The 20,414-nt window shown below is 54.8% G+C and carries 21 protein-coding genes and 1 other RNA gene; 14 read left to right on the plus strand and 8 right to left on the minus strand.

All coding sequences use genetic code 11. The features are described from left to right. Positions 1 to 316: 316 nt before the first annotated feature. From FN082_RS22310 to zapA, 3 genes are all read right to left on the minus strand, one after another. Positions 317 to 913 carry a 5-formyltetrahydrofolate cyclo-ligase gene (locus FN082_RS22310; protein WP_142462059.1) on the minus strand — a complete coding sequence of 199 codons (597 nt, stop codon included), beginning with the start codon at positions 911 to 913 and terminating at the stop codon, positions 317 to 319. A gap of 102 nt (positions 914 to 1,015) precedes the next feature. Continuing rightward, positions 1,016 to 1,199: non-coding RNA, 6S RNA (gene ssrS, locus FN082_RS22315), on the minus strand. 41 nt (positions 1,200 to 1,240) lie between these two features. Next, positions 1,241 to 1,570 carry a cell division protein ZapA gene (gene zapA / locus FN082_RS22320; protein WP_004105598.1) on the minus strand — a complete coding sequence of 110 codons (330 nt, stop codon included), beginning with the start codon at positions 1,568 to 1,570 and terminating at the stop codon, positions 1,241 to 1,243. A 166-nt stretch (positions 1,571 to 1,736) separates the two neighbouring features. Between zapA and FN082_RS22325 the strand changes: the two genes are divergently transcribed. The 8 genes from FN082_RS22325 (at position 1,737) to FN082_RS22360 (ending at position 11,905) form a co-directional block, all read left to right on the plus strand. Next, on the plus strand, positions 1,737 to 2,315 hold the full coding sequence (locus FN082_RS22325; protein WP_139540302.1) for a YecA/YgfB family protein: 579 nt from the start codon (positions 1,737 to 1,739) through the stop codon (positions 2,313 to 2,315). A gap of 28 nt (positions 2,316 to 2,343) precedes the next feature. Then, positions 2,344 to 3,660 (plus strand): Xaa-Pro aminopeptidase, encoded by a 1,317-nt coding sequence (pepP, locus tag FN082_RS22330; protein WP_139540300.1) that lies wholly within the window; start codon positions 2,344 to 2,346, stop codon positions 3,658 to 3,660. After that, positions 3,657 to 4,835, plus strand: coding sequence for a 2-octaprenyl-6-methoxyphenyl hydroxylase (gene ubiH, locus FN082_RS22335; protein ID WP_142982386.1), 1,179 nt, complete (start codon positions 3,657 to 3,659; stop codon positions 4,833 to 4,835). The genes pepP and ubiH overlap by 4 nt, the downstream gene beginning before the upstream one ends. A gap of 10 nt (positions 4,836 to 4,845) precedes the next feature. Beyond that, the gene (gene ubiI, locus FN082_RS22340; protein WP_139540297.1) at positions 4,846 to 6,048 is read left to right on the plus strand and encodes an FAD-dependent 2-octaprenylphenol hydroxylase; all 1,203 of its coding nucleotides are present in this window, start codon (positions 4,846 to 4,848) and stop codon (positions 6,046 to 6,048) included. A 419-nt stretch (positions 6,049 to 6,467) separates the two neighbouring features. Continuing rightward, positions 6,468 to 7,562 carry a glycine cleavage system aminomethyltransferase GcvT gene (gene gcvT, locus FN082_RS22345; RefSeq protein WP_139540296.1) on the plus strand — a complete coding sequence of 365 codons (1,095 nt, stop codon included), beginning with the start codon at positions 6,468 to 6,470 and terminating at the stop codon, positions 7,560 to 7,562. A gap of 23 nt (positions 7,563 to 7,585) precedes the next feature. Beyond that, positions 7,586 to 7,975, plus strand: a complete 390-nt coding sequence (gene gcvH / locus FN082_RS22350; protein WP_139540294.1) for a glycine cleavage system protein GcvH — start codon at positions 7,586 to 7,588, stop codon at positions 7,973 to 7,975. 252 nt (positions 7,976 to 8,227) lie between these two features. After that, complete coding sequence (gene gcvP / locus FN082_RS22355; RefSeq protein ID WP_139540292.1) at positions 8,228 to 11,101, plus strand: aminomethyl-transferring glycine dehydrogenase; 2,874 nt, start codon at positions 8,228 to 8,230, stop codon at positions 11,099 to 11,101. A gap of 60 nt (positions 11,102 to 11,161) precedes the next feature. Beyond that, positions 11,162 to 11,905, plus strand: coding sequence for an SDR family oxidoreductase (locus FN082_RS22360; RefSeq protein ID WP_139540290.1), 744 nt, complete (start codon positions 11,162 to 11,164; stop codon positions 11,903 to 11,905). 102 nt (positions 11,906 to 12,007) lie between these two features. Here FN082_RS22360 and FN082_RS22365 read toward each other — a convergent pair whose 3' ends face one another. The 3 genes from FN082_RS22365 to FN082_RS22375 all read right to left on the minus strand — a co-directional run bounded on the left by FN082_RS22365 (position 12,008) and on the right by FN082_RS22375 (position 14,976). Then, positions 12,008 to 12,496 (minus strand): protein disulfide oxidoreductase, encoded by a 489-nt coding sequence (locus FN082_RS22365; RefSeq protein WP_142462056.1) that lies wholly within the window; start codon positions 12,494 to 12,496, stop codon positions 12,008 to 12,010. Between the two features lie 196 nt (positions 12,497 to 12,692). Further along, positions 12,693 to 14,126: a 6-phospho-beta-glucosidase BglA gene (bglA, locus tag FN082_RS22370; RefSeq protein ID WP_139540286.1), complete on the minus strand. Its 1,434-nt coding sequence runs from the start codon at positions 14,124 to 14,126 to the stop codon at positions 12,693 to 12,695. Between the two features lie 121 nt (positions 14,127 to 14,247). Next, positions 14,248 to 14,976 (minus strand): MurR/RpiR family transcriptional regulator, encoded by a 729-nt coding sequence (locus FN082_RS22375; protein WP_142982414.1) that lies wholly within the window; start codon positions 14,974 to 14,976, stop codon positions 14,248 to 14,250. 50 nt (positions 14,977 to 15,026) lie between these two features. On the opposite strand from FN082_RS22375, the gene yqfB reads away from it, so the two are divergent. Together yqfB and trhA are read left to right on the plus strand one after the other, a co-directional pair. Then, positions 15,027 to 15,338: a N(4)-acetylcytidine aminohydrolase gene (gene yqfB, locus FN082_RS22380; protein WP_142982387.1), complete on the plus strand. Its 312-nt coding sequence runs from the start codon at positions 15,027 to 15,029 to the stop codon at positions 15,336 to 15,338. A gap of 161 nt (positions 15,339 to 15,499) precedes the next feature. Then, on the plus strand, positions 15,500 to 16,159 hold the full coding sequence (gene trhA / locus FN082_RS22385; RefSeq protein WP_142982388.1) for a PAQR family membrane homeostasis protein TrhA: 660 nt from the start codon (positions 15,500 to 15,502) through the stop codon (positions 16,157 to 16,159). A gap of 85 nt (positions 16,160 to 16,244) precedes the next feature. On the opposite strand, the gene ygfZ is transcribed toward trhA, so the two are convergent. Then, complete coding sequence (gene ygfZ, locus FN082_RS22390) at positions 16,245 to 17,228, minus strand: tRNA-modifying protein YgfZ (protein WP_142982389.1); 984 nt, start codon at positions 17,226 to 17,228, stop codon at positions 16,245 to 16,247. 244 nt (positions 17,229 to 17,472) lie between these two features. Between ygfZ and sdhE the strand changes: the two genes are divergently transcribed. After that, complete coding sequence (sdhE, locus tag FN082_RS22395) at positions 17,473 to 17,739, plus strand: FAD assembly factor SdhE (RefSeq protein ID WP_139540281.1); 267 nt, start codon at positions 17,473 to 17,475, stop codon at positions 17,737 to 17,739. Continuing rightward, the gene (locus FN082_RS22400; RefSeq protein ID WP_139540279.1) at positions 17,720 to 18,130 is read left to right on the plus strand and encodes a protein YgfX; all 411 of its coding nucleotides are present in this window, start codon (positions 17,720 to 17,722) and stop codon (positions 18,128 to 18,130) included. The genes sdhE and FN082_RS22400 overlap by 20 nt, the downstream gene beginning before the upstream one ends. A gap of 8 nt (positions 18,131 to 18,138) precedes the next feature. On the opposite strand, the gene fldB is transcribed toward FN082_RS22400, so the two are convergent. Further along, positions 18,139 to 18,660, minus strand: a complete 522-nt coding sequence (gene fldB, locus FN082_RS22405; RefSeq protein ID WP_139540277.1) for a flavodoxin FldB — start codon at positions 18,658 to 18,660, stop codon at positions 18,139 to 18,141. Positions 18,661 to 18,781: 121 nt separating this feature from the next. On the opposite strand from fldB, the gene xerD reads away from it, so the two are divergent. Next, positions 18,782 to 19,678 carry a site-specific tyrosine recombinase XerD gene (gene xerD / locus FN082_RS22410; protein WP_139540275.1) on the plus strand — a complete coding sequence of 299 codons (897 nt, stop codon included), beginning with the start codon at positions 18,782 to 18,784 and terminating at the stop codon, positions 19,676 to 19,678. A 22-nt stretch (positions 19,679 to 19,700) separates the two neighbouring features. Continuing rightward, complete coding sequence (gene dsbC / locus FN082_RS22415; RefSeq protein ID WP_139540273.1) at positions 19,701 to 20,414, plus strand: bifunctional protein-disulfide isomerase/oxidoreductase DsbC; 714 nt, start codon at positions 19,701 to 19,703, stop codon at positions 20,412 to 20,414.

Below are 20,414 nucleotides of genomic sequence, written 5' to 3' on the forward strand. Positions count from 1 at the left end.
AAATTTCCCACGCTCATGCAAACGCTTTGCGAGGCTTGCCGCAAACGGTGATTAAAGCCGATGGATGTCGTTGTGCCTGAAATAAAGGGATTTACGATAAGGGCTCAGCGTGGGGCTGAAACGGGAAAGCCCCTACCGAAGAAGGGGCTTTAAAAGGAAAGGGACGATGATGAGACTCTTCATCATGCTGCTTATCCTGTTAATCATTGCCTGGCCGGTATATTAACAGAGAGGAAGCAGGAGGGAGGTTCGCCTCCCTCACCCTTTACCCGAAAATTTAGGTTAAAAAAAAAGCAATGTCAATGGGGCTGACGCTCTACCAGAGCCAGGTTTTTGCTGGCGTAACCACTGCGGGCAGCGGGATATCCCACTGCTCCGTTGGTAGTGCTTCTACCTGCTGGCAGTCGTGGGCGTAGCCGACCGGTTGTAGATGATACTGCCGCCAGTTTTGCAGCGTTCGGTCGTAAAATCCGCCACCCATTCCCAGGCGCTGTCCGGAAGCATCAAACGCTACCAACGGCGTAATCAGAACATCCAGTTGGCTAAGGGGAAGAACATCACGGACATCAAGCTTTGGTTCGTGGATTTTCAAACGATTCACCACCAGGTTACTGCCCGGATGGTAGTGTAGAAACAGAAGGTTGCCCGGACTGAAAGGGTGAAGCACAGGAAGATAAACTCGTTTGCCTGCCCGCCAGAGTTGCTCAATAAGCGGTTGCGTATCAAGCTCACCATCAAACGAAAGAAAGGCTGCCACCGTATGCGCCCGCAGAACCGGCGGGTAGGCCATCATCCGGTCTGCCGCCTGAAGGGCAAACAGCGTTTGCTGCTCTGGCGTTAACGCGCGTCGGCGCAGGCGAGTCTGCTGGCGAATTTGCTGTCGGGTGTACGGGATATCTGACAATAGAGTCATACCAGAGTCTCATCGGTGATCAAGCGATACAAACAGGCATAGTTTAATACATGACGGCAAAAGCCAGAAATTAACATATGGGGGGATAGAGCGAAAAAGAAGGGAATCTCCGAGATGCCGCCGCAGGCTGTAACCCTTGAACCCTTGGTTCAAGGTGAATGTGTCGTCACAGTCTTAAGGCTTCTCGGACGGACCGAGCATGCTCACCAACCGTGGAGCGCCACATTCTTGTGGTATGAAATATCGGCTCAGGGGACTGGCCCGCTTGCAAACATCTCAGAGAAATTTTGTTCTTGCGATTACTCTAACACAGTTAAATGCAAAGTGTTATTCAAACTTCTGCCCGGGTCTTTCGCTTATGCGACCTTGCTCAAGCAATGCTTGTTCGATGGTCTGCTGAAGCATCCGAATACGCTGTTCCATGCTGGCGGCGTAGTCGCGGGTTTTCGCTTTTTCCTGAGTTAACTCATAGCTGATGTTCAACGCGGCGATGAAGACCAACTGCTCAGTATTTGTGACTCTAGTGCGTTCTTTTAAATCTTGCAACCGCTGATTCAGGTCGTCAGCTGCCTGGTTTAAGGCATCCCTTTGTTCAGGCGGGCAATTCACTCGTAGTGAACGGCCAAAAATTTGGAGATCTACGGGTTGTGCAGACATGCCACCTTCCTGCTGATTGACTGCGCTGCCTTCACGCCCTTACCCGGGTCTGCGAAGGGGCGACACTATAGCTACCCTGGTTCTAAGATACAAGCCCTATTCTGGTTCACCAGGGTCCAAAGTGGTAGCATATCATGAATATTCCTCCCAACGATGACGAATGCGCATGTCTATACAGAACGAAATGCCTGGTTACAACGATGTAGACCAGTTACTGAACCAACAAGGGGTGGGTTTAACCCCTGCCGAAATGCACGGTTTGATCAGCGGGATCCTGTGCGGCGGCAACAAAGACAGCAGTTGGCAGCCGTTGGTGCATGATCTGACCAATGAAGGCCTTGCCTTTGGCCATGAGCTGGCGCAGTCGTTGCGTAATATGCATTCCGCCACCAGCGATGCGCTGGAAGATGATGGCTTTCTGTTCCAGCTCTATCTGCCGGATGGCGATGAGGTGAGCGTGTTCGATCGCGCCGATGCGCTGGCAGGCTGGGTGAACCATTTTCTGCTTGGGCTGGGCGTGACGCAGCCTAAGCTGGATAAAGTCAAAGACGAAACCGGCGAAGCCATTGACGACCTGCGCAATATTGCTCAGCTTGGATATGACGAAGACGAGGATCAGGAAGAGCTCGAAATGTCTCTGGAGGAGATTATCGAATACGTACGCGTTGCCGCGCTGTTGTGCCACGACACTTTCTCTCTTCAGAAACCGACTGCGCCGGAAGTTCAGAAACCGACACTACACTAATTATTGATTAAATCGTTCAGGGGGCGTCATGACTCAGCAGGAATTTCTTTCTCGTCGCCAGGCTTTGCTGGCACGGATGCAGCCAGGCAGCGCAGCGCTAATTTTCGCAGCACCGGAAGCGGTACGCAGCGCAGATTCAGAATATCCCTACCGCCAGAGCAGCGATTTTTGGTACTTCACCGGCTTTAACGAGCCTGAAGCGTTGCTGGTATTGATTAAAAGCGATGAGACGCATAACCACAGCGTGTTATTTAACCGCGTGCGCGATCTGACCGCTGAGATCTGGTTTGGTCGTCGTCTTGGGCAGGATGCCGCCCCCGCAAAGCTGGGGGTCGATCGCGCCCTGGCGTTTAGTGAAATCAATCAGCAGCTATTCCAGCTACTCAACGGCCTTGATGCCATCTACTTTGCGCAGGGCGAATACGCTTACGCAGATGAGATCGTGTTTAATGCGCTGGAAAAATTGCGCAAAGGCGTGCGTCAGAATCTTCAGGCGCCAAACTCGGTCATTGACTGGCGGCCGATGGTGCATGAAATGCGCCTGTTCAAGTCGGCGGAAGAGCTGGAGGTAATGCGCCGTGCAGGCGAGATTTCTGCCCTGGCCCACACCCGAGCCATGGAAAAATGCCGTCCGGGGATGTTTGAATATCATCTGGAAGGCGAGATCCTCCATGAATTCAACCGTCACGGCGCGCGCTTTCCCTCTTACAACACCATCGTGGGCGGCGGCGAAAATGGCTGCATCCTGCACTACACCGAAAATGAGTGTGAACTGCGCGATGGCGATCTGGTGCTGATTGACGCAGGTTGCGAATACCGCGGCTATGCGGGTGATATTACCCGCACCTTCCCGGTTAACGGCAAGTTCAGCCCCGCCCAGCGCGAGATTTACGATATCGTCCTCGAATCGCTGGAAACGTCACTGAAGCTCTATCGTCCCGGTACCTCAATCAATGAGGTTAACCAGCAGGTGGTGCGGATTATGATTTCTGGCCTGGTGCGTCTGGGGATCCTTAAAGGGGATGTCGACGAGCTGATAGCCAACAACGCCCATCGTCCTTTCTTTATGCATGGTCTGAGCCACTGGCTTGGTCTTGATGTACATGATGTCGGCAATTATGAAGTCGAACGCTCACGTATTCTTGAACCGGGAATGGTGCTTACCGTTGAACCGGGGCTATACATTGCGACGGATGCTGACGTTCCGGCTCAGTATCGCGGTATCGGCATTCGTATTGAAGATGACATTGTCATTACTGAAGATGGCAATGAAAACCTTACCGCAGGCGTAGTGAAAAAAGCCGATGAGATTGAGGCGCTGATGGCGGCGGCGCGCGAGCTATGAGCGTGCTGATCGTTGGCGGCGGAATGACCGGCGCGACGCTGGCGTTAGCGATTTCACGCTTAACCGGCGGTCAGCTGCCAGTGCATCTGGTGGAAGCGTCGGCGCCGGAATCCACGCAGCATCCGGGCTTTGACGCCCGTGCTATCGCTCTGGCCGCCGGTACCTGTCAGCAACTGGCCCGGGTCGGTATCTGGCAAGAGATTGCTGACCGCGCCACGGCAATTCAACGTGTACACGTCAGCGATCGCGGCCATGCGGGTTTTGTCACGCTTGATGCTCAGGACTACGGCCTGGCGGCATTAGGCCAGGTGGTTGAACTACACGATGTGGGTCAGCGCCTGTTCGCGCAACTGCGTAAAGCGCCGGGTATTACATTGTACTGCCCGGCAAAAGTGGAAGAGGTTAGCCGCAGCGGGGAGGGCGTAAGCCTTACCCTGGACAGCGGTGAGGTTCTTCACGGTAAACTGCTGGTGGCCGCCGACGGTTCACGTTCCACTCTTGGAGCCCGCTGTGGTGTAAGCTGGCAGCAGCAATCTTATGAACAGTTGGCAATTATCGCCAACGTCAGTACTGCCCAGCCGCATAGTGGTCGCGCATTTGAACGCTTCACCCAATACGGCCCGCTGGCGATGTTACCCATGTCGCAGGGGCGCTGCTCGCTGGTGTGGTGTCATCCGCAGTCGCGACATGAAGAGGTTCTGGGCTGGTCGGACGAACGCTTCTGCCATGAGCTTCAGCAGGCGTTTGGCTGGCGGCTCGGTCAAATCACCCATGCCGGAAAGCGTAGCGTTTATCCGTTATCGCTGACCTGCGCGACTCGTACGGTTTCGCATCGTCTGGCGCTGGTTGGCAATGCGGCGCAAACGCTGCATCCTATTGCCGGGCAGGGGTTTAACCTTGGCCTGCGCGACGTGATGAGCCTGGCGGAAATGCTGGCGCAGGCTCATGCCGTAGGCCAGGATCCGGGTGATTATTCGCTTCTGAGCCGCTATCAGGCTCGACGTGCCGATGACAAAGCCTCCACCATTAGTGTTACCGACGGGCTGGTTCACCTGTTCGCTAATCGCTGGGCGCCGCTGGTGGCTGGACGCAATGTGGGTCTGATGGCGATGGAATTATTTACCCCGGCGCGCGACGCGCTGGCGCAGCGTACCCTCGGTTGGGTCCCCCGTTAAGGAGTTAAACGTGCAAAGTGTTGATGTCGCCATTGTTGGTGGTGGAATGGTGGGTCTGGCGGTCGCCTGTGGTTTGCAGGGCAGCGGGCTGCGCGTTGCGGTGCTGGAACAGGCGGTGCCTCAACCGTTGAATGCGGATGCGCCCCCGGCGCTGCGGGTATCGGCAATTAACGCCGCCAGCGAGAAGCTGCTAAGCAAACTGGGCGTCTGGCAGGATATTATCGCGCAGCGCGCCAGCTGCTATCACGGTATGGAAGTGTGGGACAAAGATAGCTTTGGACGGATTACCTTCAATGACCAGAGCATGGGCTTTAGCCACCTTGGGCATATCATTGAAAACGCCGTGGTGCATCATGCTTTGTGGCAAAAAGCGCAGCGTTGTTCTGATGTCACCCTGCTGGCACCGGCTCAGCTGCAGCAGGTTGCATGGGGTGAGAATGAGGCCTTTCTGAGCCTGCAGGACGGCAGCATGTTAACCGCCCGGCTGGTAGTTGGCGCCGATGGCGCCAATTCGTGGTTGCGCAACAAAGCCGATATTCCGCTCACTTACTGGGATTATCACCATCATGCGCTGGTTGCCACCATTCGTACTGAAGAGCCGCACGACGCCGTTGCGCGACAGGCGTTTCATGGTGAAGGCATTCTGGCCTTCCTGCCGCTGAGCGATCCGCATCTCTGTTCGATCGTCTGGTCGCTGTCTCCAGAGGAGGCCGAGCAGATGCAGCAGGCGAGTGACTCAGCTTTCAACCAGGCGCTGAATATTGCCTTCGATAACCGCCTGGGTTTGTGTTCCGTCGAGAGCGAACGTCAGATCTTTCCATTGACTGGTCGCTATGCGCGTCAGTTTGCCGCCCATCGTCTGGCGCTGGTTGGCGATGCAGCCCATACCATTCATCCGCTCGCCGGACAGGGGGTTAACCTCGGTTTTATGGATGCCGCCGAGCTTATCGATGAGCTGAAGCGCTTGCATACGCAGGGCAAAGATATCGGCCAGCACCTGTATCTGCGGCGCTATGAGCGCAGCCGCAAACATAGTGCCGCCGTTATGCTGGCGGGAATGCAGGGTTTTCGCGACATGTTTTCCGGCAGCAATCCTGCGAAGAAGCTGCTGCGTGATATTGGTCTGAAATTGGCAGATACATTGCCAGGCGTGAAGCCGCAGCTTATTCGTCAGGCGATGGGGCTAAACGATCTTCCTGCCTGGTTACGTTAAGTTCGTCACACTTCTTTCTCCCGGCCTCAGCGCCGGGTTTTCCCCGCTCATTTGAAATAATCTAATTTCACCTCTTTTTTCGCATTAGTTTTATTAATGTAACCTTTTTTTTGTTATAGAAATTAGGGCCATTAATTCGCAGAAAGTATCATAATTAGCTGCTTTTTTATTCATTTCTTTGATTTTGTGTGGATTTAATCGCTTTATTGTAGTTAATAATTCTGTAGGGTCTTCGGAGGATTTTAGTCATAAGCTAATGTGATGTCCTGATTTAGCTTATGGTTTAGTCCCGATATCGGTGGTAAGTTCAGCCCAAAGAGAACGTTTGCGTCGGTATCTATTAGCGATCCCGGCGCAGCGTTTCGTGGCGCAAAATCGCCCAAATAGTGGCTGGTTCCGTTTTATTCGATGAGGAAAAGATGGCTCAACAGACTCCGTTGTTTGAACAACACACGCTATGCGGCGCGCGCATGGTGGATTTCCATGGCTGGATGATGCCGCTGCATTATGGGTCCCAGATTGATGAGCATCATGCGGTGCGCGGCGATGCCGGGATGTTCGATGTGTCGCACATGACCATCGTCGATTTTCACGGCAGCCGAATCCGCGAATTCCTGCGCTATTTGCTGGCCAACGACGTAGCGAAGCTCACCGTCTCAGGCAAAGCGCTGTATAGCGGAATGCTAACGGCTTCCGGCGGCGTCATTGACGACCTGATTGTTTATTTCCTGTCTGAAGATTATTTCCGCCTCGTTGTTAACTCCGCCACCCGTGAAAAAGACCTTGCCTGGATAACTCAGCAATCTGAATCTTATGGCCTTGAAATGACCGTGCGTGACGATCTTTCCCTGATTGCCGTACAAGGTCCAAAGGCGAAAGAGAAAGCGGCGACGCTGTTTACCGATGCACAGCGCCAGGCGGTTGCAGGCATGAAACCTTTCTTTGGCGTGCAGGCAGGTGATCTGTTTATTGCCACCACTGGCTACACCGGCGAAGCGGGCTATGAAATCGCGCTGCCGAACGAGCAGGCGGTGGATTTCTGGCGCGGTCTGCTGGATACGGGCGTCAAGCCGTGTGGTCTGGGTGCTCGCGATACGCTGCGTCTGGAAGCAGGGATGAATCTTTATGGCCAGGAGATGGACGAAGGCGTCTCTCCGCTGGCAGCTAACATGGGCTGGACCATTGCCTGGGAACCAACTGACCGCGACTTTATCGGCCGCGAAGCGCTGGAAATGCAGCGTGAAAAAGGCACTGAGCAGCTTGTTGGCTTGGTGATGACCGACAAAGGCGTCCTGCGCGGCGGCTTGCCGGTGCGCTTTAGCGATGCCGATGGTAATCAGAAAGAAGGCATTATCACCAGCGGCACCTTCTCCCCAACGCTGGGCTACAGTATTGCGCTGGCACGCGTACCGGAAGGCATCGGCGAAACCGCCGTGGTGCAGATTCGTAACCGCGAAATGCCGGTAAAAGTGACTAAACCCGTTTTTGTACGCAACGGCAAAGCCGTGGTGTGATTTCCCCTTTTGGAGATGAATTGATGAGCAACGTACCAGCAGAACTGAAATACAGCAAAGAACACGAATGGCTGCGTAAAGAAGCGGACGGTACCTATACCGTTGGCATCACCGAGCACGCGCAGGAGCTGCTTGGCGATATGGTCTTCGTTGACCTGCCGGAGGTGGGGGCTACCGTTGAAGCTGGCGCTGACTGTGCGGTTGCCGAGTCGGTGAAAGCAGCCTCCGATATTTATGCGCCGATTAGCGGCGAAATCGTTGCCGTTAACGAAGAGCTGAACGACTCTCCGGAGCTAGTGAACAGCGAACCGTACACCGATGGCTGGATCTTCAAAATCAAAGCCAGCGACGAAGCTCAGGTTGCCGCGCTGCTGGATGCGACTGCATACGAAGCTCTGTTAGAAGACGAATAAATACGCTTCATTCTTCACGTTGCAGGTGTGTTGGCTGCGGATTACTCGGCCATCCATGGGCCTCGCCCTGCCGGGCCGCCGCAAGCGGCGTTCAAATCTGCTCCCGGCAGATTTGTCGTTCACCCCAGTCACGTACTTATGTACGCTCCTGGGGATTCACTGGCTTGCCGCCTGCCTGCAACGCGAATTATTTTGCGTATTCAGATAAGTAGAGACACCTACGATTCACCGCACGTTCAGGAACCATCGCTCATGACCCAGACTTTAGGCCAGCTTGAAAACCGTGACGCCTTTATTGAACGTCACATCGGCCCGGACGCCCAGCAACAGCAGGAGATGCTGAAAACCGTTGGCGCCGATTCGCTTAATGCCCTGATTGGCCAGATTGTGCCGCAGGATATCCAGCTGGCGACGCCGCCGCAGGTGGGCGAAGCAACCACCGAATTCGCCGCGCTGGCGGAGCTGAAGGCGATTGCCGGTCGTAACAAGCGCTTCAAGTCGTACATTGGCATGGGCTACAGCGCCGTGCAGCTGCCGCCGGTCATTCAGCGCAATATGCTGGAAAATCCGGGCTGGTATACCGCCTATACGCCTTATCAGCCGGAAGTTTCCCAGGGGCGTCTGGAGTCACTGCTGAACTTCCAGCAGGTGACGCTCGACCTGACCGGTCTGGATATCGCCTCGGCCTCGTTGCTGGACGAAGCGACCGCCGCGGCAGAAGCGATGGCGATGGCTAAACGCGTAAGCAAACTGAAAAATGCCAATCGTTTCTTCGTTGCCGCCGATGTTCATCCGCAAACGCTGGACGTGGTGCGTACCCGTGCGGAAACCTTTGGTTTCGACGTGATTGTCGACGATGCCGAAAAAGCGCTCGACCATCAGGATGTCTTTGGTGTGCTGTTGCAGCAGGTTGGCACCACGGGTGAAATCCACGATTACAGCAAACTGATTGCTGACCTGAAAGCGCGCAAAGTGATTGTCAGCGTTGCCGCTGATTTTATGGCGCTGGTTCTGCTGACTGCTCCGGGCAAGCAGGGCGCGGATATTGTCTTTGGTTCTGCTCAGCGCTTCGGCGTGCCGATGGGCTACGGCGGCCCGCACGCGGCTTTCTTTGCCGCAAAAGATGAATTCAAACGTTCCATGCCGGGCCGTATTATCGGCGTATCAAAAGATGCGGCGGGCAATACCGCGCTGCGCATGGCGATGCAGACTCGCGAGCAGCATATCCGTCGCGAGAAAGCGAACTCCAATATTTGTACTTCCCAGGTGCTGCTGGCCAATATTGCCAGCCTGTACGCCGTGTTCCACGGCCCCGCTGGCCTGAAGCGCATTGCCAGCCGCATCCATCGCCTGACCGATATTCTGGCCGATGGCCTGCAGAAAAAAGGCCTCAAGCTGCGATACGCTCACTACTTCGATACTCTGTGCGTGGAAGTTGCCGACAAAGCGGCAGTGCTGGCGCGGGCGGAAGCGCTGCGTATCAACCTGCGCAGCGATATTCATCATGCCGTCGGGATCACTCTCGATGAGGCAACGACTCGCGAAGATGTGCTGAACCTGTTCTGCGCAATCATCGGCGATGATCATGGTCTGGATATCGACACCCTGGATAAAGACGTGGCGCTTGATAGCCGCTCGATCCCTGCCAGCATGCTGCGCGATGATGCGATCCTGACCCATCCGGTGTTCAATCGCTACCACAGCGAAACCGAAATGATGCGCTATATGCACGCCCTGGAGCGCAAGGATCTGGCGCTGAATCAGGCGATGATCCCGCTGGGCTCCTGCACCATGAAGCTGAATGCCGCCGCTGAGATGATCCCGATCACCTGGCCGGAGTTTGCTGAGCTGCACCCGTTCTGTCCGGTCGATCAGGCGGAAGGCTATCATCAGATGATTGCCCAGCTCTCCGACTGGTTGGTGAAACTGACCGGTTATGATGCGGTTTGCATGCAGCCGAACTCCGGTGCGCAGGGTGAATACGCGGGACTGCTGGCAATTCGTCATTACCACGAAAGTCGTAACGAAGGGCATCGCGATATCTGCCTGATCCCAAGTTCCGCGCACGGTACCAACCCAGCTTCCGCGCAGATGGCGGGGATGCAGGTGGTGGTGGTGGCTTGTGATAAAAACGGCAACATCGACCTGGCGGATCTGCGGGCTAAAGCCGAACAGCATGCGGCGAACCTTTCCTGTATCATGGTCACCTATCCGTCTACTCATGGGGTCTACGAAGAGACCATCCGTGAAGTGTGCGAAATTGTGCACCAGTTCGGTGGTCAGGTTTACCTTGACGGCGCCAACATGAACGCGCAGGTCGGCATTACCTCTCCTGGCTTTATCGGTGCAGATGTATCGCACCTCAACCTGCATAAAACCTTCTGTATTCCGCACGGCGGCGGTGGTCCTGGCATGGGGCCGATCGGCGTGAAAGCGCATCTGGCGCCGTTTGTTCCAGGCCACAGCGTGGTGCAAATTGAAGGTATGTTGACCCGTCAGGGCGCGGTTTCCGCCGCACCATTCGGCAGCGCGTCTATTCTGCCAATTAGCTGGATGTATATCCGTATGATGGGTGCAGAAGGGCTGAAGCAGGCGAGCCAGATGGCGATTCTGAATGCCAACTATATCGCTACCCGTCTGAAAGACGCGTTCCCGGTGCTGTATACCGGCCGCGACGGCCGCGTGGCGCACGAATGCATTCTTGATATTCGTCCGCTAAAAGAAGAGACCGGCATCAGCGAGCTGGACATCGCTAAGCGACTGATTGACTTCGGTTTCCACGCACCGACGATGTCCTTCCCGGTGGCTGGTACGCTGATGGTTGAACCGACCGAGTCAGAAAGCAAAGTTGAGCTGGACCGCTTTATCGATGCAATGCTGGCGATTCGCAGCGAGATTGACCGCGTGAAAGCCGGAGAGTGGCCGCTGGAGGATAACCCGTTGGTGAATGCTCCACATACCCAGGGTGAGCTTGTGGGTGAGTGGAACCATCCGTACACCCGTGAGCTGGCGGTATTCCCGGCAGGGCTGAATAACAAATACTGGCCGACCGTGAAGCGTCTGGATGATGTTTACGGCGACCGTAATCTGTTCTGCTCCTGCGTACCGATGAGCGAATACCAGTAATCTGCTGATTAGACTATCTTTTAAAGGCGCTGCGGCGCCTTTATTTTTTGGGGGAATGGCATGACGATAGCATTGGTGACGGGCGGTAGCCGCGGAATAGGTAAAGCGACGGCGCTGCTGCTGGCGCAGGAAGGGTATACCGTGGTGGTGAATTATCACCAGAACAGTGAAGCTGCGACCGGCGTAGTGAAAGAGATTCTCGCCAGCGGGGGAAAGGCCGTTGCGCTGCAAGCGGACGTCAGTGATGAAACGCAGGTGGTGGCGATGTTTGAGGCTGTCGATCGCCTTGGCGAACCGCTCTCGGCACTGGTCAATAACGCTGGCATTTTGTTTACCCAGGGGACGATTGAAAGCCTTTGCGCCGAGCGGATTAACCGGGTGTTAGCAACTAACGTCACCGGCTACTTTCTCTGTTGCCGGGAGGCGGTAAAGCGGATGTCGCACAAGCACGGCGGTAAGGGTGGGGCGATTGTTAACGTTTCATCAGCGGCCTCGCGCCTGGGCGCACCGGGGGAATATGTGGACTATGCCGCGTCAAAAGGCGCGGTAGATACCCTGACCACTGGCCTGTCGCTGGAGGTTGCGGCGCAGGGAATTCGGGTCAACGGGGTTCGTCCTGGCCTAATTTATACTGAAATGCACGCCAGCGGTGGTGAGCCGGGACGCGTGGATCGCGTGAAGTCGATGCTGCCGATGCAGCGCGGCGGGCAGCCGGAAGAGGTCGCTCAGGCCATTGTCTGGTTGCTGAGTGATAAAGCCTCCTACGTTACCGGCAGCTTCCTTGAGCTGGCGGGCGGGAGATAATCCATAACGACTTCCCGGAGGCGGCGCTGCGCACCTGTCCGGGCTACCGCCCCGCAGACAAATCTGTAGCCCTGCTTCGCGTAGTGCGAACAGGGAAATACGCTACGATGCCAGCCACAGCCGCAGACGCATCCCCCAGCCGCTGGTCCAGCCGGTGGTGATTGACTTAACCTCGCCGCGTGAGATAACCACCACCGTTGGCGTGACCTGCACATCCCACTGTTGTGAAAGCTGGCCGCTGGCGTCATTGATCGTTGGCAGCGCCATTTTTTTGTGCGCCAGCCATCTCGCCAGGGTAGCGTTGTCGCCGGAACGCAGTGCAACCGTCATGACATTGCCGCCATCGTCGGCCAAAGCGGCCACCGACGGCGTGGTGTAACGGCACACGCTACACCACGTGGCCCAGACGTACAGCAGCAGAGGGCGCTCGTGGCTCATCACTGCCAGATCGACCGTCCGACCATCAAGCGTTTGCAGCGGCGTACTGGAAAAATTCTGCGGCAGGGCAGGTTTGCGCAAGTAATCCACCGCCAGGCTTACTGCGGCAACAATCAGCAGCCAGGTCAAAATCTGTCTGAATATTTTAAGCATCGTTTTTTCTACATTGTGATGCACCGGAACGGCCGGAAGCGTGCTGGCGTTCATTGAAGGAAGAGGTAAAATCGCCTCAACTATTTATGTGGTTTATATTATCGGGCGAAAGCGCATTAGCAAATGCTATGGCTGTAAAGAAGTGTCTGTTTCGTGGGAAGTTTTGCCCCCTTCCTGCTGGAAGAGGGCAAGAGGATTACAGTTTTTCGCCGTTGCTGGCGATAACTTCTTTGTACCAGTTGAAGCTCTTCTTGCGTGAACGGGACATATCGCCGGTACCATCGTCATGTTTGTTGACGTAGATAAACCCGTAGCGCTTGCTGTATTGGCCGGTCGTGAAGGAGACGCAGTCGATGCAGCCCCACGGGGTGTAGCCCATTAGTTCCACGCCGTCGTAGGTCACCGCTTTGATCATCTCTTCGACGTGGGCGCGCAGGTAGTCGATGCGGTAGTCGTCGTTGATGCTGCCATCTTCTTCTACTTTGTCGTAAGCTCCGAAGCCGTTTTCGACAATGAACAGCGGTTTCTGATAGCGTTCATACAGTTCACACAGAGCATAGCGCAGGCCCACCGGATCAATCTGCCAGCCCCAGTCGGATGCTTTAACGTGTGGGTTCGGCACGCTGCCCTCAAACCCGGAAATCGCGTCGCCGGTACCGCCTTCCGCTTTCACCGCATTGGTCATGTAGTAGCTGAAGCCGAGGTAAGCGCAGGTTCCTTCACGCAGGATCTGCGCATCGCCGTCTTCCATTTTGATATTGAAACCGCGACGTTCCCATTCATTCAGGACGTAGCTTGGGTAGTAACCGCGTAGCTGAACATCGGTAAAGACGTAGCGCTCGCGCATTGACTCCTGAGCAAACATCACGTCTTCCGGCTTACAGGAGAACGGATAGAGGGCGACCATCGCCAGCATGCAGCCAACCTGCATATCCGGGTTGATTTGACGTGCTGCTTTTACCGCCAGCGCGCTGGCGACAAACTGATGATGCAGCACTTGGTACATAGTCTCTTCCGGGTTTTCATGCTCGGTATAGACCACGCCGGAGCAGCAGTAGCCAAAAAGCGGGGCGCGCCAGTTACGCTGGTTGTTGATCTCGTTAAAGGTCATCCAGTATTTCACTTTGTGCTTATAGCGCTCGAAGACCACTTCGGCGAAGCGCACAAAGAAATCGACCACTTTGCGGTTGGTCCAGCCACCGTACTGTTGAACCAGATGCAGCGGCATTTCAAAGTGGGAAAGGGTGATCACCGGCTCAATGTTGTATTTCAGCAGCTCATCGAACATGTCATCGTAGAATTTCAACCCTTCTTCATTCGGCTGGGTTTCGTCACCGAGCGGGAAGATGCGAGTCCAGGCGATTGAGGTGCGGAAGCATTTGAAGCCCATCTCGGCGAACAGCTTGATGTCTTCTTTATAGCGACCGTGGAAGTCGATAGCTTCGTGGTTTGGGTAGTATTTTCCTGGCTCTACCTGCAGGGTAATCTCGCGCGGTACGCCGTGCGCCCCGCCGGTCAGAACGTCGCAGATGCTGGGGCCTTTGCCGCCTTTATTCCAGCCGCCTTCGACCTGATGCGCAGCCACCGCGCCACCCCATAAAAAGTCTTTCGGTAAAGGTATTTTTTTCATCTTTGCTAATCTCGTCATAATTACTTGTTGGTTTCGAGTCTAGCAAAGGGGATATAAATGTCACGATATAACAATTTTCCCTGCGTGGAATTTGTTACATCGAAAAAACAGGGTGTTATTTTCAGGCGAGTTTACGCGCTAATTTACGCCCGAGGCTTTCAAGAATATAAATAACCGGGATCTGCGTCGTAATATCGTAGACGCCGCCGATGCGCGTTTGCGGGACGTGCCAGGAGAGATTGAAGTCCGCAAGCTTTGCCAGCCGCGAGTGTTCGTGGCTGGTGATGGACATTACCTTGCAGCGGTGCAGGCTGAACTGGCTGGCGAAGCGCAGAATCTCTTCGGTTTCACCGGAAACCGACAGCACAATTGCCAGCGCATTGCGCGCCATGTCATTAGTGACCGGAAAATAAGGGTCGTCAATATGATTGCTGAATTTCCCGACGTTAGAAAAGAAGCGCGCGCCATATTTAGCCAGTGCGCCGGAAGTCCCGGCACCGACGAAAATAATACGTTCCGAAGAGAGAATAATATCGACGGCCTGTTCCAGTAAGCCATCAAATTCATCGTTATTCACGCTTTTAAAAAAGCTCATTATTTCACTGGCACCGATATTTGCCTGTTGAGGCTCATTCTGCTCCAGATATAATTTAAAACGTACGCGAAACTCTGAGTAGCCTTCGCACTGCAGCTTGCGGCAGAAGCGCAGGACGGTCGTCGTAGAGACGCCAGCAGCTTCCGCCAGCTCGCGGATGGTCATGTACATCACTTTGTCGCGATTTTTAATGACGTAGTGATAGACCATCATCTCAAGATTATTGAGACTGGCAATAGCAGCGTGGGAGAAGATACTCACAGGGGCAAACTCACAATTCATAATGACCAGGACGGAATTATATCATGCAGCCAAATGACATTACCTTTTTTCAGCGCTTTCAGGACGACATCCTCGCTGGGCGTAAAACCATTACCATTCGCGATGCGGCGGAGTCGCACTTTAAACCTGGCGATGTGCTGCGCGTTGGCCGCTATGAAGATGATGGCTATTTTTGCACTATTCGCGTAGTGGCAACTTCAACGGTGACGCTGGATATGCTGAGCGAACTGCATGCGCAGCAGGAAAATATGACGCTGGAACAGCTGCGTGCGGTGATTGCGGAGATCTACCCGGAAGAAAAGCAGTTTTATGTTATTGAATTCGAAAGGCTTTAATTAATTAGAGAACAACTGTTAGTTGAAATTTGTCTGTAACATGATGATTTTATGGTGTTTACAAATATTCATCTTTTTATTTTAGCTAACAGGTGTTCACTGGAATCATTCTCAGTTACCCTAAGTGAGCATTGAAAGCGTACTTGTTTTCGGAGTCAAATATGGTTCGCAAACCATTAATCACTCAGGGATATTCTCTGGCAGAGGAAATTGCCAACAGCATCAGCCACGGGATCGGGCTGGTGTTTGGTATCGTCGGTCTGGTGTTGTTGTTAGTGCAGGCAGTGGATAGCAACGCTGGCGCAACGGCTATCACCAGCTACAGCCTGTACGGCGGCAGCATGATATTGCTGTTCCTCGCCTCAACCCTCTATCACGCCATCCCACATCAGCGGGCCAAGCTGTGGCTGAAAAAATTCGACCACTGCGCCATCTACCTGCTGATTGCCGGGACCTACACGCCGTTTCTGCTGGTGGGGCTAAATTCGCCGCTATCGCGCGGGCTGATGATTGTTATCTGGAGCCTCGCGCTGCTGGGGATCCTGTTTAAGCTGACGATCGCGCATCGCTTTAAGATCCTCTCTTTAGTGACCTACCTGACCATGGGCTGGCTGTCGCTAATTGTCGTTTATCAGCTAGCGATTAAGCTGGCGGTCGGCGGCGTGACGCTGCTGGCCGTTGGGGGAGTGGTCTATTCGCTGGGGGTGATTTTCTACGTCTGCAAGCGCATTCCATACAACCATGCAATCTGGCACGGCTTTGTATTGGGCGGCAGCATCTGCCACTTTTTGGCGATTTATCTGTACGTCGGGCAGGTTTAAATTTAGGGAAGTCTTCCCGGTTGTGGTTTTGTAGCCCGGACATGGCGCGCCAGCGCCGCCTCCGGGGAGGCGGCTTATCCGAGACTTAGCTCTCTTCCAGCGAATACGGCAGCGGCTCGATGCTCAGGTTGCCGGCATCGTCGCGTACGCGAAATACGCTGTCCGGTTCCATATCGTTATTCATCACTACCTGCACCAGAAGACGACCGTCATCCAGTTGAACAGCCGCTAAAACGGTGCCGGTGCGACGCCAGTTTTCGCCCATTTTCAGCTCCAGGTCTTCCCCGGCTTCCGGTACGCGGCTGGCTGTTCCCGCCAGATACCACAGGGCACGCTTATTAGCGCCGCGGAATTTAGCGCGAGCAACCATTTCCTGGCCGGTGTAGCAGCCTTTCTTAAAGCTGATACCGCCCAGCGCCTGCAGGTTGGTAGCCTGCGGAATAAACTGTGCGCTGTTGGCGCTGTCGATAACCGGCAGACCGGCTTCAATATTCAGCGCCAGCCACTGCTGGCTATTATTCAACTGCGCTTCACCGCGCAAGGCGTTGGTGACGCGGGTTGCGGTTTCCACATCGGTCACCAGAAGGAAACGCTCGGCCGGATGTTCAAACCACAGCAGGCTGGTGACACCTTCGCTAACAACCTGTTTATCGGCATTGGGCAATTCACCAAATAGCGGTGCCAGCGCGGCGCGGGCCTGAAAACCGGCGACGCCAAGCATCACGAGGTTATCATCGGCGGCGATGGTTACTTTGGAGAATACCGCGTACTTTTTCAGTTCAGTCAACTGAGCATCGCGCAGGCTGCGGCGTTCAATCCACGCAAACCCCTCATTACGGCGGAAAACGCGCAGGTTGCTCCACATCTTGCCTTTGGCGTCACAATGCGCGGCAAGCAGATGCTGCTCGTCGGTCAGGTGGCTGACGTCGGCGGTAATCTGCCCCTGCAGATATTTCTCGCCATCCGGACCAGTAATTGTCGCCAGCGCCCAGTCATCCAACGTCATCAGCGTTAACGGCAAGCGAGCGGAAGAGGAGGGCTGACGCGGAGGAAAAGGTGTAAAAGCCATAGTCATATCCTGAATAGCTTAACGCAGAGTGTGTGACTAATGGTAAAAGAGCTATGGTGCAATGCAAGCCCTTTCGACAGGCCATTCGTGCCCTAAAATGCGGGAAGCTAAAACGAGTGAAAGAATAAATAACCTGATTATTTTAGGGTTTTCATGGAATAGCGCTCGCGAATCTCGATATTCCAGTGAAGTCGGTGTCGAAAACGGGTTAAACTAAACAATATCTATATGCAGGAAGGACAACATGGACATTAACAATAAGGCCCGCATCCACTGGGCATGCCGCCGGGGTATGCGTGAACTCGATATCTCCATCATGCCGTTTTTCGAGCATGAGTACGATACGCTTAGCGATGGCGACAAACAGTTGTTCATCCGCCTGCTGGAAAACGACGATCCGGACTTATTCAACTGGTTGATGAACCATGGCGAACCGGCTGATGCGGAACTGCAACGGATGGTAAAATTAATTCAGACACGGAATCGGGAACGTGGTCCTGTGGCAATCTGATTTACGCATCTCGTGGCGAGCGCAGTGGTTCTCGCTGTTGCTGCACGGCATTGTGGCGGCGCTGGTGCTGCTGATGCCCTGGCCGCTCAGTTACACCCCGCTGTGGCTGATACTGCTGTCTCTGGTGGTATTCGACTGCGTGCGCAGTCAGCGGCGGATCCACGCACGTCAGGGCGAAATAAAGCTGCTGATCGACTCTCGTCTGCGCTGGCAAAAAGCGGAGTGGGATATCGTCGGCACTCCGTGGGTGATTAACAGCGGAATGCTGCTGCGCCTGCGACATACGGAAAACCACCGCACCCAGCACCTGTGGGTTGCTGCAGATAGCATGGACGCGGGGGAGTGGCGCGATCTGCGTCGGCTGGTATTACAGAAACCGACGCAAGATTAAACGAAGACTCAGGCGAACTGCTCTGCCATTTCGCCGAGGATTTGCTCACACCAGTTCTGGATACGCTCATCGCTCAGGTCGTACTGATTCGTTTCATCGAGCGCCAGACCAACGAACAGCTGGCCGTCAGCGATGACTGGTTTCGGACTGGTGAACTCATAGCCTTCAGTTGGCCAATAGCCGATAAACTTAACCCCCCTGGTTGCCAGCTTGTCATGCAGCATACCGAGCGCGTCAAGGAACCATTCGCCATAACCTAGCTGGTCGCCCATGCCGTATAGCGCGACGATCTTATCCTGCAGATCCAGCGTATCGAGCTGCTGCCAGACCGCCTCCCAGTCTTCCTGGATCTCGCCAAAATCCCAGGTCGGAATGCCGAGGATCAGCACGTCATATTGCGTCATCAGGGCAGGGGAATCATCTTTCAGGTTATGCAGCGTCACCAGTTCAGGGCCGATGATATCGCGGATTTTTTCCGCCGCCATTTCGGTGTAGCAGGTGCTGGAACCGTAAAAAAGACCTATGTTCATCGCGGAAACGTCTCAATTCTTGCTGTGACTTTGCGCTTAGTGTACCAGAAAGGCTGCGCCAGCCTGCAACCCGAATTATTTAGGGTATAATGACGCCGTTTTAATAAGCAAAGAGGCCGGAGTGGAACAAGATCTCGCACAAATCGAGCAGTTTCTTGATGCCTTATGGCTGGAGCGTAACCTGGCGGAAAACACGCTAAGCGCCTACCGCCGGGATCTGACGATGGTGGTCGAATGGCTCCATCATCGTGGGCTGTCGCTTGCCAGCGTCAGCGGTGAAGACCTTCAGTCTCTGTTGGCGGAGCGGCAAACCGGCGGCTATAAAGCCACCAGCACCGCGCGCTTGCTAAGCGCCGTACGCCGTTTCTTCCAGCACCTTTATCGGGAGAAAATCCGCCAGGACGACCCCAGCGCGCTGCTGGCATCGCCAAAGCTGCCGCAGAGGTTGCCGAAGGATCTGAGCGAGGCTCAGGTCGAGCGCCTGCTGCAGGCCCCGGTGGTTGAACAACCGTTGGAGCTGCGCGACAAAGCCATGCTGGAAGTGTTGTATGCGACAGGTCTGCGCGTTTCAGAGCTGGTGGGCCTGACCATGAGCGACATCAGCCTGCGCCAGGGCGTGCTGCGCGTGATTGGTAAAGGAAATAAAGAACGGCTGGTACCGTTAGGCGAAGAGGCGGTACTGTGGGTTGAGAATTATCTTGAGTACGGGCGTCCCTGGCTGCTGAACGGCGTGGCGTCCGATGTGCTTTTTCCCAGCCAGCGCGCGCAGCAAATGACGCGCCAGACGTTCTGGCATCGGATTAAGCACTATGCCGTACTGGCGGGGATTGACAGCGACAAGCTCTCCCCGCACGTGTTGCGCCATGCGTTCGCTACGCATTTACTTAACCATGGCGCCGACTTACGCGTGGTGCAGATGCTGTTAGGACACAGCGATCTCTCCACGACGCAGATCTACACCCACGTGGCGACCGAGCGTCTGCGACAACTTCATCAACAGCATCACCCGCGTGCGTGAGCGCTGAAAAAAAGGATTGAGTATGAAAAAAGGTTTATTGATGTTCACCCTGTTGGCGACCACCTTATCCGGTGCGGCGCATGCCGATAGCGCGGCGATCAAACAGCTGCTGACCCGGCTGGGTGTGCAGAGCTCGGACGTGCAACCTTCTCCGGTAAAAGGCATCAGCACCGTGCTGACGGATAGCGGCGTGCTGTACGTTACCGATGATGGAAAGCACATTATCCAGGGGCCGATGTACGATGTGAGCGGCGCGCAGCCGGTAAACGTTACCAACACGCTGCTGGCGGGTAAGCTGAACGCGCTGGAAAAAGAGATGATCGTCTATAAAGCGCCGCAGGAAAAACACGTCATCACCGTCTTCACCGATATTACCTGCGGCTACTGCCATAAACTGCATGAGCAGATGAGCGACTATAACGCGCTGGGTATTACTGTGCGTTATCTGGCCTTCCCGCGTCAGGGCCTGCAAAGCGAAGCCGAGCAGAATATGAAGGCAATTTGGTGTGCCAAAGACCGTAATAAAGCGCTGGATAACGCCATGAGCGGCAAGGCCGTAGAGGCTGCCAGCTGCGATGTCGATATCGCTAAACACTACACGCTCGGCGTGCAGCTTGGCGTTAACGGCACCCCGGCGATGGTGCTGAGCGACGGGACCCTTATGCCGGGCTATCGTGACCCTAAAGATCTGAAAGCGCTCCTTGATGAGCATCAAAAACAAACGAGCGGTAACTGA

It is taken from the genome of Klebsiella spallanzanii, from assembly GCF_902158555.1.
GTDB lineage: Bacteria > Pseudomonadota > Gammaproteobacteria > Enterobacterales > Enterobacteriaceae > Klebsiella > Klebsiella spallanzanii.